The organism is Campylobacter concisus (assembly GCF_003048405.1).
In the GTDB taxonomy this organism is placed as follows: Bacteria; Campylobacterota; Campylobacteria; order Campylobacterales; family Campylobacteraceae; genus Campylobacter_A; species Campylobacter_A concisus_Q.
This window is the reverse complement of the sequence record NZ_PIQS01000005.1, coordinates 86,836-102,137: the sequence shown is the minus strand read 5'-3', so window position 1 is coordinate 102,137 and position 15,302 is coordinate 86,836. Positions and strand designations below refer to the sequence as shown.

Here is a 15,302-nt window from a genome sequence, read left to right as displayed (position 1 = left end):
TTTTTGTAAAATCAAGCCATTTTAATAAAGGCTATTTTATGGATTTTAAAGAGCTTGCAAATAGATACAAAACCCCACTTTACATTTATGATTTTAACTACATTAAAGAGCGCTACGAGGCGCTAAAAAACGCATTTTACGCTAGAAAATCTCTCATTTGCTATGCGGTGAAAGCAAACTCAAATCTAAGTGTTTTAAAATTTCTAGCTGATCTTGGAGCTGGATTTGATTGTGTTAGCATCGGCGAGGTCAGAAGAGTACTTTTAGCAGGTGCAAAGAGATATCAGATCATTTTTAGTGGCGTTGGTAAGAGCGATGAAGAGTTAAAAGAGGCTTTAAAAAATGAAATTTTGCTCATAAATGTCGAGAGTTTTGCTGAACTTTTAAGACTTGAAAAGATCGCAAAAGAGCTAAACTTAAAGGCAAGAATTAGCATTAGGGTAAATCCAGGTGTCGATGCAAAAACTCACCCTTACATTTCGACAGGACTAAATGAAAATAAATTTGGCGTTGATGCCGAAACAGCCAAAAAAATGTACATTCATGCTAAAGCTTCAGACTCTCTTGAGCCAACTGGTATACATTTTCACATCGGATCTCAGCTAACATCACTTAGCCCGATAATCGATGCTGCAAATATCGTTAGTGAGCTTTTAAGAGAGCTAAGAGCACTTGAAATTGATATCAAATTTTTCGATGTTGGTGGCGGACTTGGCATCATTTATAACGATGAAAAAGAGATAAATTTATACGACTATGCTCAAGGAATTTTAGCTGCACTAAAAGGCCAAGACGTGACTATAGTATGCGAGCCAGGGCGCTTTATCGTAGGTAATGCCGGCTACTTTGTCGCAAGCGTTTTATATGAGAAATTTAACGGCAAAAAGAGATTTGTCATCACTGATGGCGCGATGAATGATCTTATTAGACCAAGCCTTTATGGTGCTCATCATGAAATTTTTGTTTGTGGGAAGGATAAAAATTTAGGCCCATGCGATGTGGTCGGTCCAGTTTGTGAAAGCGGCGACTTTTTGGCAAAAGATATAGAGCTACCAGAGTGTGAAAGTGGCGATGTTATCGTGGTTAAAGGGGCTGGAGCTTATGGTTTTAGCATGAGTTCAAACTACAATACAAGAAACAGAGCCGCTGAAGTTTGCGTGCTTGATGGCAAAGATAGACTCATAAGAAGACGTGAGAGCTTTGAAGATGTCGTGGCACTTGAGAGAGAATTTTTGGAGAGCGCTGATGCAAGAGCTAAATGAGCTTAGAAAAGAGATCGATGCGATCGATGATCTCATCTTAAATAAACTAAATGAAAGGATGATTTTAGTTGAACAAATCGGCAAGCTAAAACAAACTAGTGGGACGCCTATATATCGTCCTGAGCGCGAGCGAGCTATCATAAACCGCTTAACTAGTCTTAGCAAAGACAAAGCCTTAAATAAAGCTGCGATCGAGGCCATTTATCTTGAAATTTTTGCTGTAAGTAGAAATTTAGAGATGCCTCAAAAGATCGTATATCTAGGGCCTGAAGGCACTTACACGCATCAGGCGGCTCAGAGTAGATTTGGTGCGATGAGTTCATATTTGCCACTTGCGACCATCGAGGCGGTTTTTACAAAACTAGCTCAAAAAGAGGCAAAATACGGCGTTGTGCCTATTGAAAATAATACCGAAGGCGCTGTTGGCGCTACGCTTGATTGTTTGAGTAAATTCAGTGATATAAAAATAGTTGCTGAGCTTTATGTGGATATCCATCACAGCTTTGTTAGCATAAATGAAAATTTAAAAGAGATAAAGCGAATTTATTCACATCCGCAAGGGTATAATCAATGCCGTAAATTTTTAGAAGATCATATGCTAAACGAAATTGAATTTGTTCCAGCAAAATCAACCGCAGCAGCTGCATATATGGCATCAATGGATAGAAACTCAGCTGCCATTTGCTCAAAGATCGCAGCAAAAATTTATAACGTACCGATCGTTTATGAGACAATTGAAGACAATATGGCAAATAGAACGAGATTTTTGATTTTAAGCGATTTTAAAAATGCAAGAGTTGAAAACTCAAAAACTTCGATCCTTGCAAAGACTGATCATAGTCCAGGACGTCTTGCTGATCTGCTTTCTATCTTTAAAAATGAAAATATCAATATCACAAAACTTGAGTCACGCCCTATTAAGCAACGCGAGTTTAAATCGATGTTTTATCTTGATTTTGAAGGGCATATCGACGATGAGAAGGTGCAAAATGCCTTTGAGCTCGCAAAAGAGAGTGGCGCTGAGATAACATGGCTTGGAAGCTATTTAAACGGAGATGAGTAATGAAGTTTAATGATTTTTTAGATGATTTAGTTAATTACGAGGCTGGAAAGCCGATCGAGCTTGTGGTTAGAGAGTTTGGCATCGAGGCAAAAGATGTGATAAAGCTAGCTAGTAACGAAAACCCTTTTGGCACGAGCAAACGCGTAGAGGAGGCGCTAAAAGAGGTCGCTAAAAAAGCGCATCTCTATCCAGACGATAGCTACTTTGAGTTAAAAGAGGGGCTGGCTAAGAAATTTGGCGTAACTAGCAAAAATTTAATCATCGGCTCTGGAAGTGATCAGATCATAGAGTATGCACTCCACGCAAAGGCAAATAAGCAAAGTGGCGTTTTGATGGCTGGCGTGACATTTGCGATGTATGAAATTTATGCAAAACAAACTGGGGCTAAAATTTACCGCACAAAGAGTGTGGAGCATAATTTGAACGAGTTTTTAGAAATTTATAATGCACATAAAGATGAAATTTCTGTCATCTTTCTTTGCTTGCCAAATAATCCACTTGGTGAGTGTTTGGACGCAGATGAGGTCTTTAAATTTATAAAAAGTGTTGATGAAAACACGCTTATTGTGCTTGATTGTGCTTACAATGAATTTGCAAAATTTAAAGATAGCAAAAAAGAGATAAAACCAAGCGAGGTGGTAAAATTTAAAAATGCCATCTATCTTGGAACATTTTCTAAAGCTTATGCACTTGGTGGTATGCGCGTGGGATACGGCATGGCAAATGAAGAGATCATAAGCGCTCTCTCAAAACTAAGAGCTCCGTTTAACATCACAACCCCAAGCTTAAGAGCTGCGATCGTGGCACTTGGTGATGATGAGTTTGTGCAAAAAACTATGCAAAATAACTTTGAGCAAATGAAGAGATATGAGGAGTTTGCAAAGCAAAATGGCATCGAATTTATCCCAAGCTACACAAATTTCATAACTTTTAAATTTAACGAGCCAAAATCAAGCCAGATATGCGAAAAGATGCTAAAAAAAGGTATAATTTTACGAGATTTAAAAAGCTACGCCTTAAATGCGGTGAGAATCACCATCGGTCAGGCATGGCAAAACGATAGGGTTTTTGAAGAGTTAAAGCAAATTTTAAAGTAGGGATATGGATTTTAAGGCATTACTTCATCAAATAAGTCAAATTTATCAAAAGCTTTCATTAAAGCAAAAAATCGTTGCAGCTAGCTCGATCGTCTTGGTTGTGGCATTTTTGGTATTTTTAACACTTTATAAAAGCAAAAATGAAAATTTTGCAGGCTATAGCGTCCTCTTTGAAAACATCAGCCCAAGCGACTCAGCCTTAATAGTCGATCAGCTAAACAAAGATGGCATTAAATATAAATTGGCAAACGAAGGCACTATTCTTGTGCCAACGAGTGATGTTTATAAAGAGCGCATCGCTGTTGCAACGCTTGGAATACCAAAAGAGAGTAAAATTGGCTTTGAAATTTTTGATAAGCAAGAATTTGGTGCGACTGATGCTGAGCAGAGAGTAAAATTTCAAAGAGCTCTTGAGGGCGAACTAGCCAGAACGATCGAGAGCCTCTCATCTATCCAAAAAGCAACCGTAAGAATAGCCATACCAAAAGAGAGCGTTTTTACTGAGCGTCAAGCACTTCCAACAGCGTCTATCGTTGTTGAGCTAAAGCCAGGCGTTAGCCTAAATGCGAAGCAAATTTTTGGTATTAAAAACCTTGTCGCTGCCTCTGTTACAAACTTAAGCATAGAAAATGTAAAAATCGTAAATCAAGATGGAGTCGCACTTGGCGATGAAGATGGTGAGTTTGATAGTGACGCTATAGCCCAGCAGATACGCTATAAACGTGAGTTTGAAAATAACTATGAGCAAAAGATCGTAAATGTACTAGCTCCTATCGTGGGCGGAGTAGATAAGGTCGTAGCAAAGGTAAATATTGACTTTGACTTTGACAAAAAAGATACAAAAAGCGAAGTTTATGACCCAAATAACGTCGTAAGAAGTGAAAGCAATATCGAAGAAAAGCGCCAAGGCTCAGCACCAAATGAAGTAGGTGGCGTCCCAGGTGCGGTTAGTAACATTGGCCCTGTTCAAGGGCTAGATGACAGCACTTTAAAAGAGCAGTACAACAAAAGCTCGCAGCAGACAAACTACGAAATTTCAAAGAAAGTAACAAATGTCAAAGGGCAGTTTGCTAGCATAAATAGAGTGAGTGCAGCTGTCGTTATAGACGGACTTTATCAGAGTAAAAAAGATAGCGACGGCAAGCCAACTGGCGAGCTTGAATTTGCCCCACTTACCAAAGAGCAAAGAGAGTCAATCACAAATTTAATCAAACAATCAATCGGCTATAACCAAAATAGGGGCGATGAAGTAAGCTTAGATAACTTTGAGTTTAAAACTGGCAAAGATATAAGCACTAGCGAGAAGATGGATGGCTTTGTGAATAACTATGTAGTGCCATTTATGCCGCTACTAAAATATATTTTTGCAGCATTGTTGCTCTACATCTTCTACAAAAAAGTCATTGTGCCATTTATGCAAAAGATGCTTGAAGAGACAAAAGAAGAAGAGGAGCAAGTTCAAGATGGCCTTGAAGATATTGAGGTAGATGCTGAAGATACGCTTGAGAAATTTAAAGCTGCTCGCAAAAAGGTCGAAGAGCAACTAGGACTTAGTGGCGAGTTTAATGAAGATGAATTAAAATACGATGTTTTACTTGAGAAAATGAGAGCGGTCATCACAGAAAGAAATGAAGAGATAGCAATGCTGCTTCAAGATATGGTAAAAAATGACAGCGACTTTAATATGCGTAAGGAAATTTGATGTCAATAAAGCTAAATGACAAGCAAAAAATGATTTATGATGATCTATCGATGCCTGAAAAGATTGCCATTTTGCTGATTCAGCTTGGCGAAGAGGCAACCGCTCTTATATTTTCTCACATGGATGTTGATGTCATCACTGAAATTTCAGGCTATATCGCAACAGCAAAAAACATTGACAAGCAAGTCGCAAGTGCCGTACTAGAAGAATTTTACGCATTAATGCAGTCAAATCAATATATGAGAAGTGGTGGTTTGGAGTACGCAAAAGAAATTCTTTACCGCACATTTGGTCCAGAGGCAGCTCAGAAAATTTTAGACAAGCTTGCAAAAAGCATGGAAAACTCAAAAAGCTTTGGCTATCTTGATAAGATAAAACCACAACAGCTTGCAGACTTTATCATAAAAGAGCACCCTCAAACCATAGCGCTAATACTAGCTCACATGGACTCAACAAGTGCTGCTGAAACGCTTGGCTTTTTCTCAGATGAGTTAAGAAGCGAAGTTGTCATTAGAATGGCAAATCTTGGTGATATTAGCCCATCGGTAATTAAACGTGTTTCAACCGTGCTTGAGGGCAAGCTTGAAAGTCTTACATCATATAAAGTCGAAGTTGGTGGTCCAAGAGCTGTGGCAGAAGTGCTTAATAGGCTTGGGCAAAAAGCCAGCAAAAGCACGATCGAACGCATTGAACAAAGTGATGATAAACTTGCAACAACGATTAAAGAGCTTATGTTTACCTTTGAAGATATTATCAACCTTAATGCAACTGCGATTAGAGAAATTCTTAAAAATGTCGATAAAAAAGACCTTATGGTTGCATTCAAAGGCTCAAGCGATGGCATAAAGGATAAATTTTTATCAAATATGTCTCAGCGTGCAGCAGAAGCCTTTAAAGAGGAGATGCAATATCTTGGTGCGGTGCGTGTAAAAGATGTTGAAGAGGCTCAAAGACGTATAGTAGAGACAGTGCAAACTCTAGCTGATCAAGGTGTATTCCAAGTCGGCGAAGCAGATGAGATGATAGAATGAAAAGCAGCGTAATAACCAGTGAGACTTCTCCGGCTCACTTTATAGAAAATTACAGATTTAAAGTACTTGGAGTCGGAGAGCGAGCCACAGATAGTGCTCCTGTATTGATAGAAGAAAATAATCTTAGTGAAGAGCTAAGCGAGCAAAATTTTGGGCAAAAGGGTGAAAATTTTATTCCTCAAGCTAGCCACCAAATGCAAGTAAACTCACAAAACCACTTTGCTTCTCAGGCTCAAAGTCCACAAATACAGCAAGGAGGCGAGTCGAGCTTTGTTGAAGAGTTACTTAAAAAAACAGATGAGCTAAGTAGCAACATCATCAAACTTCAAATGCAAATAGAAAATCAAGAGAGCGAATTTGCTAAACGCCTTGAGTCTGAAATTTCTCGTGCAAAAGAGGATGGCAAAAATGAGGGTATCGCCCAAGCAAATGCGGCAAATGAAGCAAGGATAAATGAGTTAGAGGCTAGATTTAGCACTTCAGCTGCAAAACTTGAAGAGCAATATATTAAATTTGATGAGTTTTTAAAGAAGATCGAAGAAGAGCTTGGGCAAACTGCTATAAAAATCGCAAAAGAAGTAATTGATAAAGAAATTTCAACCTCTTCAAATCAGATCGCTCATCATCTAGCAAGCTCTCTTATAAAAGAGCTAAGTAATGTTAAAAATATAGAAATTCGCGTAAACCCAGAAGATAGCGAATATATAAAAGAGCAATTTAGCAAGAATGAACACGTCAAAATAAGTGCTGATGATGCTATAAGCAAAGGCGGTGTGGTTATTATAAGTGATGGTGGCAATATTGATGCGACTATGCAAACAAGGCTAGAAAAACTAAAAATGCTGGTAAATAATGAATAAAGACGTTAAAAGTTTAGATATTGATGAACTAAACGCACTTTGTCATGACATCAGGGATAAAATTTTAGCTACTGTTAGCAAAAATGGCGGTCACCTTAGCTCAAACATCGGTGCAGTTGAGATCATTGTGGCGATGCATAAAATTTTTGATGTGACAAAAGATCCATTTATTTACGATGTAAGCCACCAAAGCTACGCACACAAGCTACTAACTGGACGCTGGGAGAGCTTTGATACGCTTAGGAAATTTAATGGTATCAGTGGTTATACAAAGCCAAGTGAGAGTAAATTTGACTACTTTGTAGCAGGGCATAGCTCGACATCCATTTCGCTTGCAGTTGGTGCTGCAAAGGCGATAAAACTTAAAAACGAAGATCGTATCCCAGTGGCTGTCATAGGGGATGGCTCACTAAGTGGCGGAATGGCGTACGAGGCGCTAAATGAGCTAGGGGATAGAAAATATCCTTGCGTCATCATCCTAAACGACAACGAGATGAGTATAAGCAAGCCTATAGGCGCGCTTAGCAAGTATCTCAGCCAGATGATGGCAGGGCAGTTTTATCAAAAATTTAAGGGTAGGGTTGAGAAATTTCTAAGTTATATGCCAGATTCGGCCGCCTATATGGCTAGACGTATTGAAGAGGGCATTAGACTCATTACTCCTGGTATGTTTTTTGAAGAGCTTGGACTTGAGTATATAGGTCCTGTCGATGGACACGACTTAGCCGCGCTTCTTAGTACATTCGAAACTGCCAAAAATATGAAAAAACCAGTCATAGTGCATGTACAGACGCTAAAGGGCAAAGGATATGAATTTGCTGAGGGGTGCTATGAGAATTGGCACGGAGTTGGGCCATTTGATCTAAAAAGTGGCGAATTTATAAAAAGACAGTCAAACAAGTCAGCCACTGCAATCTTTAGTGAACAGCTTTTAAAAATGGCAAGAGAGCATAGCGATATCGTTGGTGTGACGGCTGCGATGCCAACAGGTACTGGTATGGATGCCTTGATACAAGAATTTCCAGATCGTTTTTGGGACGTGGCGATAGCTGAGCAACATGCAGTTACATCGATGTCAGCCATGGCAAAAGAGGGGTTTAAACCATTTGTTGCAATATACTCGACATTCATGCAAAGAGCCTATGATCAGATTATTCACGACGCTTCTATTTTAAATTTAAACATCACATTTGCGATGGATAGGGCTGGCATTGTGGGCGAGGATGGCGAAACGCATCAGGGCGCCTTTGATATTAGCTTTTTAAACGCTGTGCCAAATATGGTTCTCTTTGCCCCAAGGTGCGAAGAGAGTATGAAAAATGTTATGGAATTTGCCTACTCTTACAAGGGCGTAAGCGCATTTAGATACCCGCGCGGAGCATTTATCTTAAGAGATGAATTTAATGCCAAACCACTTGAGTTTGGCAAGGGTGAAATTGTAGCCGATGCAGAGTCTGATGTTGCATTTTTGGGCTATGGCAACGCCGTTGGCAGGGCAAATTTGGTTAGAAATTTACTAGCTGACAAGCTTGATGTGGTATTAGTTGACCTTGTCTTTGCAAAACCACTTGATAGCGAGCTTTTACTAGGTCTTGCAAAACGCACTAAAAAGTGGTATATCTTTAGTGATAGTGCCAAAAAAGGTGGCGTTGGTGAGATAATAAGTGCATTTTTACAAGAAAACAAAATATCAAATATAAGTGTCATTAGTTTTGAGTATGAAGATAAATTTATCCCTCATGGTTCAACTACTGAGGTCGAAAAGTACCTTGGTATAAGTGCCGAGCAGATCACCAAAAATTTACTAGAGAATAATTAATATCATTTAATAAAGTAACGTTTAATATTATTTTTGCTAGCATAAGCCAAAATAAAAACAAGGAAAAGCATTATGCAATACGTATCATTATTAAAGCAATCTGGGCTAAAAGTCACGCCACAACGCCTTAGCGTTTTAAGAATTCTTGATCGCCACACGCATCCAACGATTGATGAGCTTTATGATGAAATTTTAAAGGAGAGTCCATCGGTTTCTCTTGCGACAGTTTATAAAAATTTAAATACTTTAAAAGACGAAGGTCTTGTAGTCGAAGTAAATATCGTCAATCAAAAAGCTAGATACGATATCTACGAATATCCACATATTCATGTTGTCTGTGAAAGCTGTGGAAGCGTCGAGGACGTGAGCTACGATGATGCTGAGCTTGGCAAATACCAAGAGGCACTAGAAAAGAAGATCGGAAATATAATAGAGCGTTTAAATATCGTAGCTAGCGTAAAAAGCTGTAAACACTGTAAATAAAATTTATGTTGCTATTTAGCAACATAAATTCCATCTTTTTTCTTATAAAAATACTTTTAAAATAAGCCTAAATTTAGCATTTTTCTCATTGTTTTAAGCACTAACTTGCTAAAATGAACAAAAAATTTTGGAGAAAAATGTGAGTTTGGAGATAGAGCGTAAATTTTTACTCAAAAATTCTCAAATTCTAGATTTTTTAAAAGAAGCTGGAGTAGTCTTTAAGCATCTTGAAATTTCTCAATTTTATACCAAGATAACGCGAAATGAAGAGATCCGCTTTCGAAGCGAAGAGGATAAATTTGTAAAAACTGTAAAGATTGGCAAAGATCTAATCAGAGAAGAAAATGAAGAATTTTGCGAAAAGGTGGAGTTTAAAAAGGCTCTTAAAAACCGCATCGGTAGCGTCATCTTAAAAGATAGATATATTTTTAAACTAAATAACAATCCTTGCAATATCGATATTTTTAAAAATGAACTAAACGGGCTTTATACATTTGAAATCGAATTTAGCGATGAAAATGAGGCCGTCTTTTTCAAGCTACCACCGTTTTTAGAAAATTTTTGCCTAAGTGACGTAACTTGTGACAAAAGATATAAAAACAAATTTCTTGCCATCCATGCTAATGAAAATGAACAAATTGACTACAAAAGAGCCTATAAGGTCATAAAAGAAAAAGAATTTTTGCCAAATTTTGCTGCAAATCTAAAAAGTGGTGAGGCGCTAAGAGTCCTTTTTGTTAGTATTTTTAAAGTAATAAAAAGGCTAAAAAGCCAGTATTTGATAGATAAAGATGAAGAGGTCTTGCATGAGCTTCGCGTAAATTTAAGAAAGGTTAGATCGATCCTTAAAATTTTTAGTGGCGTTTTTGATGAGAAAGTGACACTTTTTTTTGGCGAGAATTTTAAAATGCTTGCAAACTCGACAAACAAAAAGCGAGATTTGGATGTATTTTTGAGCTTTTTAAACGAGCAAAAACATGCAAATGAGCCTATATATTTTGTAAAAAAGGCTCTAGATTTAGAGTATGAAAATGTAAAAAGCTATCTTAGCGATGAAGAAAATTACGCATTTTTAAAAGAGTGGGAGATATTTTTAAACGAAGGTGAATTTTATAAATCAAAACTCTTTGATGTAAGCCTTTCGCGCCTTGGTTCGTTTAAGCTTAGAATGCTTTTGGTTTTTGCTCAAAAAAGGCTAAAAAGCCTTAATCAAGACTGCCCAAATGAGAGCTTTCATGATCTTAGGATAGAGCTTAAAAAGATGAGATATACGTATGAGTTTTTATGTGAAATTTTTTATTTTGAAGGGCTTAAAAAGTATGAAGAGAAGCTAAAACAGATGCAAGAAATTTTTGGTAGTCTTCAAGACTATGACGTCTGGCTCGGTATCCTTAAAAGACTTCCAGAAACGCCAGATAAAGAGAGGCTCGAGAGTAAAATTTACAAGCAAATTTATAAAAGTAGAGAAGAGATACTAAAAAAGCGTCTTAAATTTATAAAAGCAACTCGCAAAATTTCAAGAAATTTAAAAATTTACTACATATAAAAGGGCAAATTTATGCAAAAACAAGAAAAAATCGTTGATATGTTTAACCAGATCGCTCCGACTTATGACGTCGCAAACAGAGTGCTAAGCCTTGGTGTGGATGTGAGTTGGAGGAAATTTGCCTGCAGATATATGCTAGAAATTTTTAAAGAAAGAAGCATAAATATCGTGGATGTGGCTTGCGGCACTGGCGATATGATGGGGCTTTGGAATGAAATTTCAAAAGAATTTGGCGTGCAGATAAAAAGCCTTACTGGCATCGATCCCTCAAGTGGTATGCTAAAGGAGGCTAGGGCGAAATTTCCAAATTTTAAATTTATAGAGGCCTACGCTGATAATACAACGCTTGCAAGCGGTGAGGTTCAAATTTTAAGCATAAGCTACGGCATAAGAAACGTGGTCGAGCGAAAGGCTGCGCTTAGGGAGTTTAACAGGGTTTTGGCTGATGGCGGCTACGTAGTCGTGCTTGAATTTACCAAACGCCAGAAAAAGGGCTTTATAACTGCGCTAAGAGATTTTTACCTAAGTAAAATTTTGCCAAGTATCGGGGGTTTTATCTCAAAAAATAAAGAGGCGTACGAGTATCTGCCAAGCTCGATCGAAAATTTCCTCGATGCAAAGAGTTTTTGCGATGAGCTAGTTGATGCTGGCTTTGAGATAGAGCTTTGCAAGGGCTTTAGCATGGATATCTCGACACTATTTATCGCTAAAAAGGTAAGAGAAATCAATGCTTAGCGTATCTGAGCTAAACGAAAAAGTAAAGGCGCTGCTTGAAGCGACACTTGACTATGTCGAGGTAAGTGGAGAAATTTCGCGCCTTACTAAGCACGCCTCTGGACACTGGTACTTCACGCTAAAGGATGAGAAGTCAAGCATCTCAGCTGTGATGTATCGCATGAACAACCAAAAAGTGAAATTCCTGCCAAAAGATGGGTTAAAAGTAAAAATTTATGGCAAAGTGACTATTTACTCGCCAAGTGGGTCCTATCAGCTAGTGGCAAGTGCGATGCTGCCTGATGGCGAGGGCGAGCTTGAGCTTGCGTTTAGGCAGCTTAAAGAAAAGCTCGAAAATGAGGGGCTTTTTGACATTGCTGCAAAAAAAGAGATACCAAATTTACCTAAAAAAATAGCCCTTGTCACAAGCGCTACTTCGGCGGCGCTTCAGGATATGTTAAAGGTCGTGACGAGCCGTTGGAAATTAAGCGAAATTTATATTTTTGATGCTTTAACTCAAGGTGAAAATGCCCCAAGCTCGCTTATAAAAGCCTTGCGCAGAGCCGATAAATACGGCGTAGATGTGATTGTTTTAGCTAGAGGAGGTGGCAGCAAAGAGGATCTTTGGTGCTTTAACGACGAGGGCTTAGCTCGTGAAATTTACGCTACAAAGACGCCAGTCATAAGCGCTATCGGACACGAGATCGACTACGTTATAAGCGACTTTGTAGCAGACCGCAGATCGCTTACGCCAAGTGCAGCTATGCTTGATCTGCTGCCTGATGAAGAGGCATTTTTTCAGTATCTTGACAGGTCCAGCGATGATCTTGATAGCGCTTTAAGCTTAAAGATCACCAAAAAGCAAAATTTGCTAAATGTTCTTCTTTCTAAATTTTCATCAAATGCTCTAAAAGCTAGGATCGAGCTAAAATTTAGCGAGGTGACAAACAAGCAAAATGCCCTAACAAACGCCGTGCAAAGAAAAATTTTAGTCCTTGGCTCAGCATTTAACTCACTAGAGAAGGCTTATGAGATGAGGGAGCTCTTTTTTGAGAGTACAAAAAGGCTTATCGAGGTTAGAAAAGACGGCAAGAGAGTTGATCTTAGGGATTTAAAAATAGACGATGAGATCGAGCTTATCTCGCAAAATACACATAAAAAAGCAATTATCAAGGAGTAAAAATGAGTAGAAAAATCAACTTTAGCGCAGGCCCAAGCGCGATACCACTAAGCGTTTTAGAGCATGCAAAGGCCGAATTTACCGACTACAGAGGCGAGGGCTACTCGATCATGGAGATCAGCCACAGAAGCAAGACCTTTGAGGAGATCCACTTTGGCGCGATGGAGAAGATAAGAAAGCTTTACGGCATCGGTGATGAGTATGAAATTTTATTTTTGCAAGGCGGCGCACACTTGCAATTTAGCATGATACCGATGAATTTATATCAAGGTGGCAGGGCTGAGTACGCAAACACTGGTGTTTGGACAAATAAAGCCATCAAAGAGGCAAAAGTGCTTGGCGTAAATGTGAATGTCGTAGCAAGCAGCGAAGATGAAAATTTCTCTTACATTCCTGAGTTTAAATTTAGCGATGACGCCGACTACGCCTACATCTGCTCAAATAATACGATTTATGGCACACAGTATAAGGCTATGCCAAAGACAAAATCGCCCCTAGTTGTTGATGCTTCGAGCGATTTTTTCGCTAGACCGCTTGATTTTAGCAGTATTGGATTGCTTTATGGCGGCGCTCAGAAAAATGCAGGCCCAAGTGGCGTGACTATCGTCATTTTAAGAAAAGACTTGGTTGATCGCGTGAGCAGCCAAAATGTCCCTATATTTTTGCGCTACAAAACGCACGTAGAGGCAAACTCGCTTTACAACACACCACCAACTTTTGGAATTTATCTTTTAAATTTAACCATGCAGCACCTACTAGATCTTGGCGGACTTGCAGAGGTTGAGAAGATAAATGCCAAAAAAGCAAGCACGCTTTACGACATTATAGATAGCTCAAATGGCTTTTACGTGGGTCACGCTAAAAAATCAAGCAGATCAGATATGAACGTGAGCTTTACGATACCAAAAGATCACGCACTTGAGCCAGTTTTTGTAGAAGAAGCGCTAAAAGAGGGCATGCTAGGGCTAAAAGGTCACAGACATCTTGGCGGCATAAGAGCTTCTATCTACAATGCCGTTAGCCAAAGCGACGTTGAAAAACTTGTCGAGTTTATGAGAGAATTTGCAAGAAAACATAGCTAATGAATAAAACAAAGAAAGCTTACGATGAAATTCCTTATTTCTCGGCCGCATTTAGCGACTGCTCGCCAGTTAGGATAGAGGCGGTTGCTAAATTTCTGGGGCTTAAAGCAGCTAGTCTAAAAGAGGCTAGGGTGCTTGAGCTTGGCTCATCATATGGCGGCAATATCTTGCCATTTGCAATTTCACATAAAAATGCAAAAGTCGTTGGTATCGACATCTCAAGCCATCAAGTGACCGAAGGTAACAAGGTGGCAAAGCAGATAGGTTTAGAAAATTTTACTCTGCTTGAGCGAAATTTTTTGCACATGAACGAAAGCGATATAAAAGAGCTTGGGAAATTTGACTATATTATCGCTCATGGCGTTTATAGCTGGGTGAGCCCAAATATAAGAGATGCGCTGCTTGCCACGATAAAGGCGCTACTTAGCAAGGATGGCATCGCTTATGTTTCGTATAATACCTATCCTGGCTGGAAGAGCCTTGATATTTTAAGAGATTTTATGCTTTTTGTAAGCTCAGGTAACGACAGCAAAGAAGCACTTGCTCGCGTAAAAAGCGAGTTAAATTTCTTACAGGATTATTTGAAATTTAGCCTGCAAAACCAAAGTGATGTCGTATACAAAGATAGCATGAAGCTGCTTTTAACACAGCTAAATTTCTTACAAAGCATCATTGCAAAAGGCAATGATTATTATATATTGCATGATTTTTTGGAGGCTAGCAATGAGCCAACTTACTTTCATAAATTTGCTAAACATATCGATAAGCATGGACTTTGCTACGTCATAGACGCTTCGCTAAATGATATCTTTGCAAGCTCAACTGGAATTTACCGCTTTGACGCACATATCGAGCAAAATTACAACTCTCGCATCAAAAAAGAGCAACTAAACGATTTTTTATTTAATAGATCATTTAGAAAAAGCCTCATCGCTCACAAGGAGAGGCTTGGCGGTGCTGAGGACTTTGATGCGGTACTTGGAGAGAGCGAGCTTGATAGGATTTATTTTGCATATTTTAGCGAGCAGCCAAGGACAAAAACGCAAGAAATTTTAAGCAAAAGCTATCCACAAAGCTTAAATTTAAGCGAAGTAAAAACGGCACTTGGCGAGAATGCAAATGAAGCTTTTGTGGGACTGCTTGAAATTTTAAACGATCAAAATACTAAAATTTCTTCCTCAAAACTCAAAGCACTCACATATGAGCCTAGTAAAACCAAACTAAAGCCTAGAGCTGCTGCGTATCTTAAGTATTTTTTAAATGCTAGCTCACCAGTTATCTCTTTGGCAAATGAGCTAAATGGCAAGCTAAGCTTAAGCCATGAAGAGATCAAAATCGCCTTAAAATTTGATGGCAAAGCTAGTTTAAAAGATATCGCAAAGAGCGTAAATTTAAGTAAAGACGAACTAGATAAGCTTGCTTTTAAATTAAGCGAAGCCTACTTTTTTGAGGAAATTTAAAAA

At 38.6% G+C, this 15,302-nt stretch carries 13 protein-coding genes; all 13 read left to right on the top strand.

Translation table 11 applies throughout. The annotated features are described in order from the left end of the window. Nucleotides 1–38: 38 nt before the first annotated feature. The 13 genes from lysA to CVT18_RS08960 all read left to right on the top strand — a co-directional run bounded on the left by lysA (nucleotide 39) and on the right by CVT18_RS08960 (nucleotide 15,299). Entirely contained in the window at nucleotides 39–1,262 is a 1,224-nt protein-coding gene (gene lysA, locus CVT18_RS09020; RefSeq protein WP_103629436.1) for a diaminopimelate decarboxylase, read from the top strand. Then, nucleotides 1,246–2,325, top strand: coding sequence for a prephenate dehydratase (pheA, locus tag CVT18_RS09015; protein ID WP_103618790.1), 1,080 nt, complete (start codon nucleotides 1,246–1,248; stop codon nucleotides 2,323–2,325). Before lysA ends, pheA begins: the two co-directional genes overlap by 17 nt. Beyond that, nucleotides 2,325–3,422 carry a histidinol-phosphate transaminase gene (hisC, locus tag CVT18_RS09010; protein WP_103629437.1) on the top strand — a complete coding sequence of 366 codons (1,098 nt, stop codon included), beginning with the start codon at nucleotides 2,325–2,327 and terminating at the stop codon, nucleotides 3,420–3,422. Before pheA ends, hisC begins: the two co-directional genes overlap by 1 nt. 4 nt (nucleotides 3,423–3,426) lie before the next feature. Continuing rightward, nucleotides 3,427–5,124, top strand: coding sequence for a flagellar basal-body MS-ring/collar protein FliF (gene fliF / locus CVT18_RS09005; RefSeq protein WP_103629438.1), 1,698 nt, complete (start codon nucleotides 3,427–3,429; stop codon nucleotides 5,122–5,124). Further along, nucleotides 5,124–6,155, top strand: a complete 1,032-nt coding sequence (fliG, locus tag CVT18_RS09000; RefSeq protein ID WP_107824471.1) for a flagellar motor switch protein FliG — start codon at nucleotides 5,124–5,126, stop codon at nucleotides 6,153–6,155. Before fliF ends, fliG begins: the two co-directional genes overlap by 1 nt. Next, entirely contained in the window at nucleotides 6,152–7,015 is an 864-nt protein-coding gene (gene fliH, locus CVT18_RS08995; protein WP_107824470.1) for a flagellar assembly protein FliH, read from the top strand. The genes fliG and fliH overlap by 4 nt, the downstream gene beginning before the upstream one ends. Further along, nucleotides 7,008–8,834 carry a 1-deoxy-D-xylulose-5-phosphate synthase gene (dxs, locus tag CVT18_RS08990; RefSeq protein ID WP_103629440.1) on the top strand — a complete coding sequence of 609 codons (1,827 nt, stop codon included), beginning with the start codon at nucleotides 7,008–7,010 and terminating at the stop codon, nucleotides 8,832–8,834. The genes fliH and dxs overlap by 8 nt, the downstream gene beginning before the upstream one ends. Before the next feature lie 72 nt (nucleotides 8,835–8,906). Continuing rightward, nucleotides 8,907–9,317: a Fur family transcriptional regulator gene (locus CVT18_RS08985; RefSeq protein ID WP_054197019.1), complete on the top strand. Its 411-nt coding sequence runs from the start codon at nucleotides 8,907–8,909 to the stop codon at nucleotides 9,315–9,317. A 139-nt stretch (nucleotides 9,318–9,456) separates the two neighbouring features. Then, nucleotides 9,457–10,863 carry a CHAD domain-containing protein gene (locus tag CVT18_RS08980; protein ID WP_234410323.1) on the top strand — a complete coding sequence of 469 codons (1,407 nt, stop codon included), beginning with the start codon at nucleotides 9,457–9,459 and terminating at the stop codon, nucleotides 10,861–10,863. A 12-nt stretch (nucleotides 10,864–10,875) separates the two neighbouring features. Beyond that, nucleotides 10,876–11,598: a bifunctional demethylmenaquinone methyltransferase/2-methoxy-6-polyprenyl-1,4-benzoquinol methylase UbiE gene (gene ubiE / locus CVT18_RS08975; protein ID WP_107824469.1), complete on the top strand. Its 723-nt coding sequence runs from the start codon at nucleotides 10,876–10,878 to the stop codon at nucleotides 11,596–11,598. After that, nucleotides 11,591–12,757, top strand: a complete 1,167-nt coding sequence (xseA, locus tag CVT18_RS08970) for an exodeoxyribonuclease VII large subunit (RefSeq protein ID WP_107824468.1) — start codon at nucleotides 11,591–11,593, stop codon at nucleotides 12,755–12,757. The genes ubiE and xseA overlap by 8 nt, the downstream gene beginning before the upstream one ends. Before the next feature lie 2 nt (nucleotides 12,758–12,759). Beyond that, nucleotides 12,760–13,839 (top strand): phosphoserine transaminase, encoded by a 1,080-nt coding sequence (serC, locus tag CVT18_RS08965; RefSeq protein ID WP_107824467.1) that lies wholly within the window; start codon nucleotides 12,760–12,762, stop codon nucleotides 13,837–13,839. Beyond that, nucleotides 13,839–15,299 carry a class I SAM-dependent methyltransferase gene (locus CVT18_RS08960; RefSeq protein WP_107824466.1) on the top strand — a complete coding sequence of 487 codons (1,461 nt, stop codon included), beginning with the start codon at nucleotides 13,839–13,841 and terminating at the stop codon, nucleotides 15,297–15,299. Before serC ends, CVT18_RS08960 begins: the two co-directional genes overlap by 1 nt. Nucleotides 15,300–15,302: the final 3 nt, after the last annotated feature.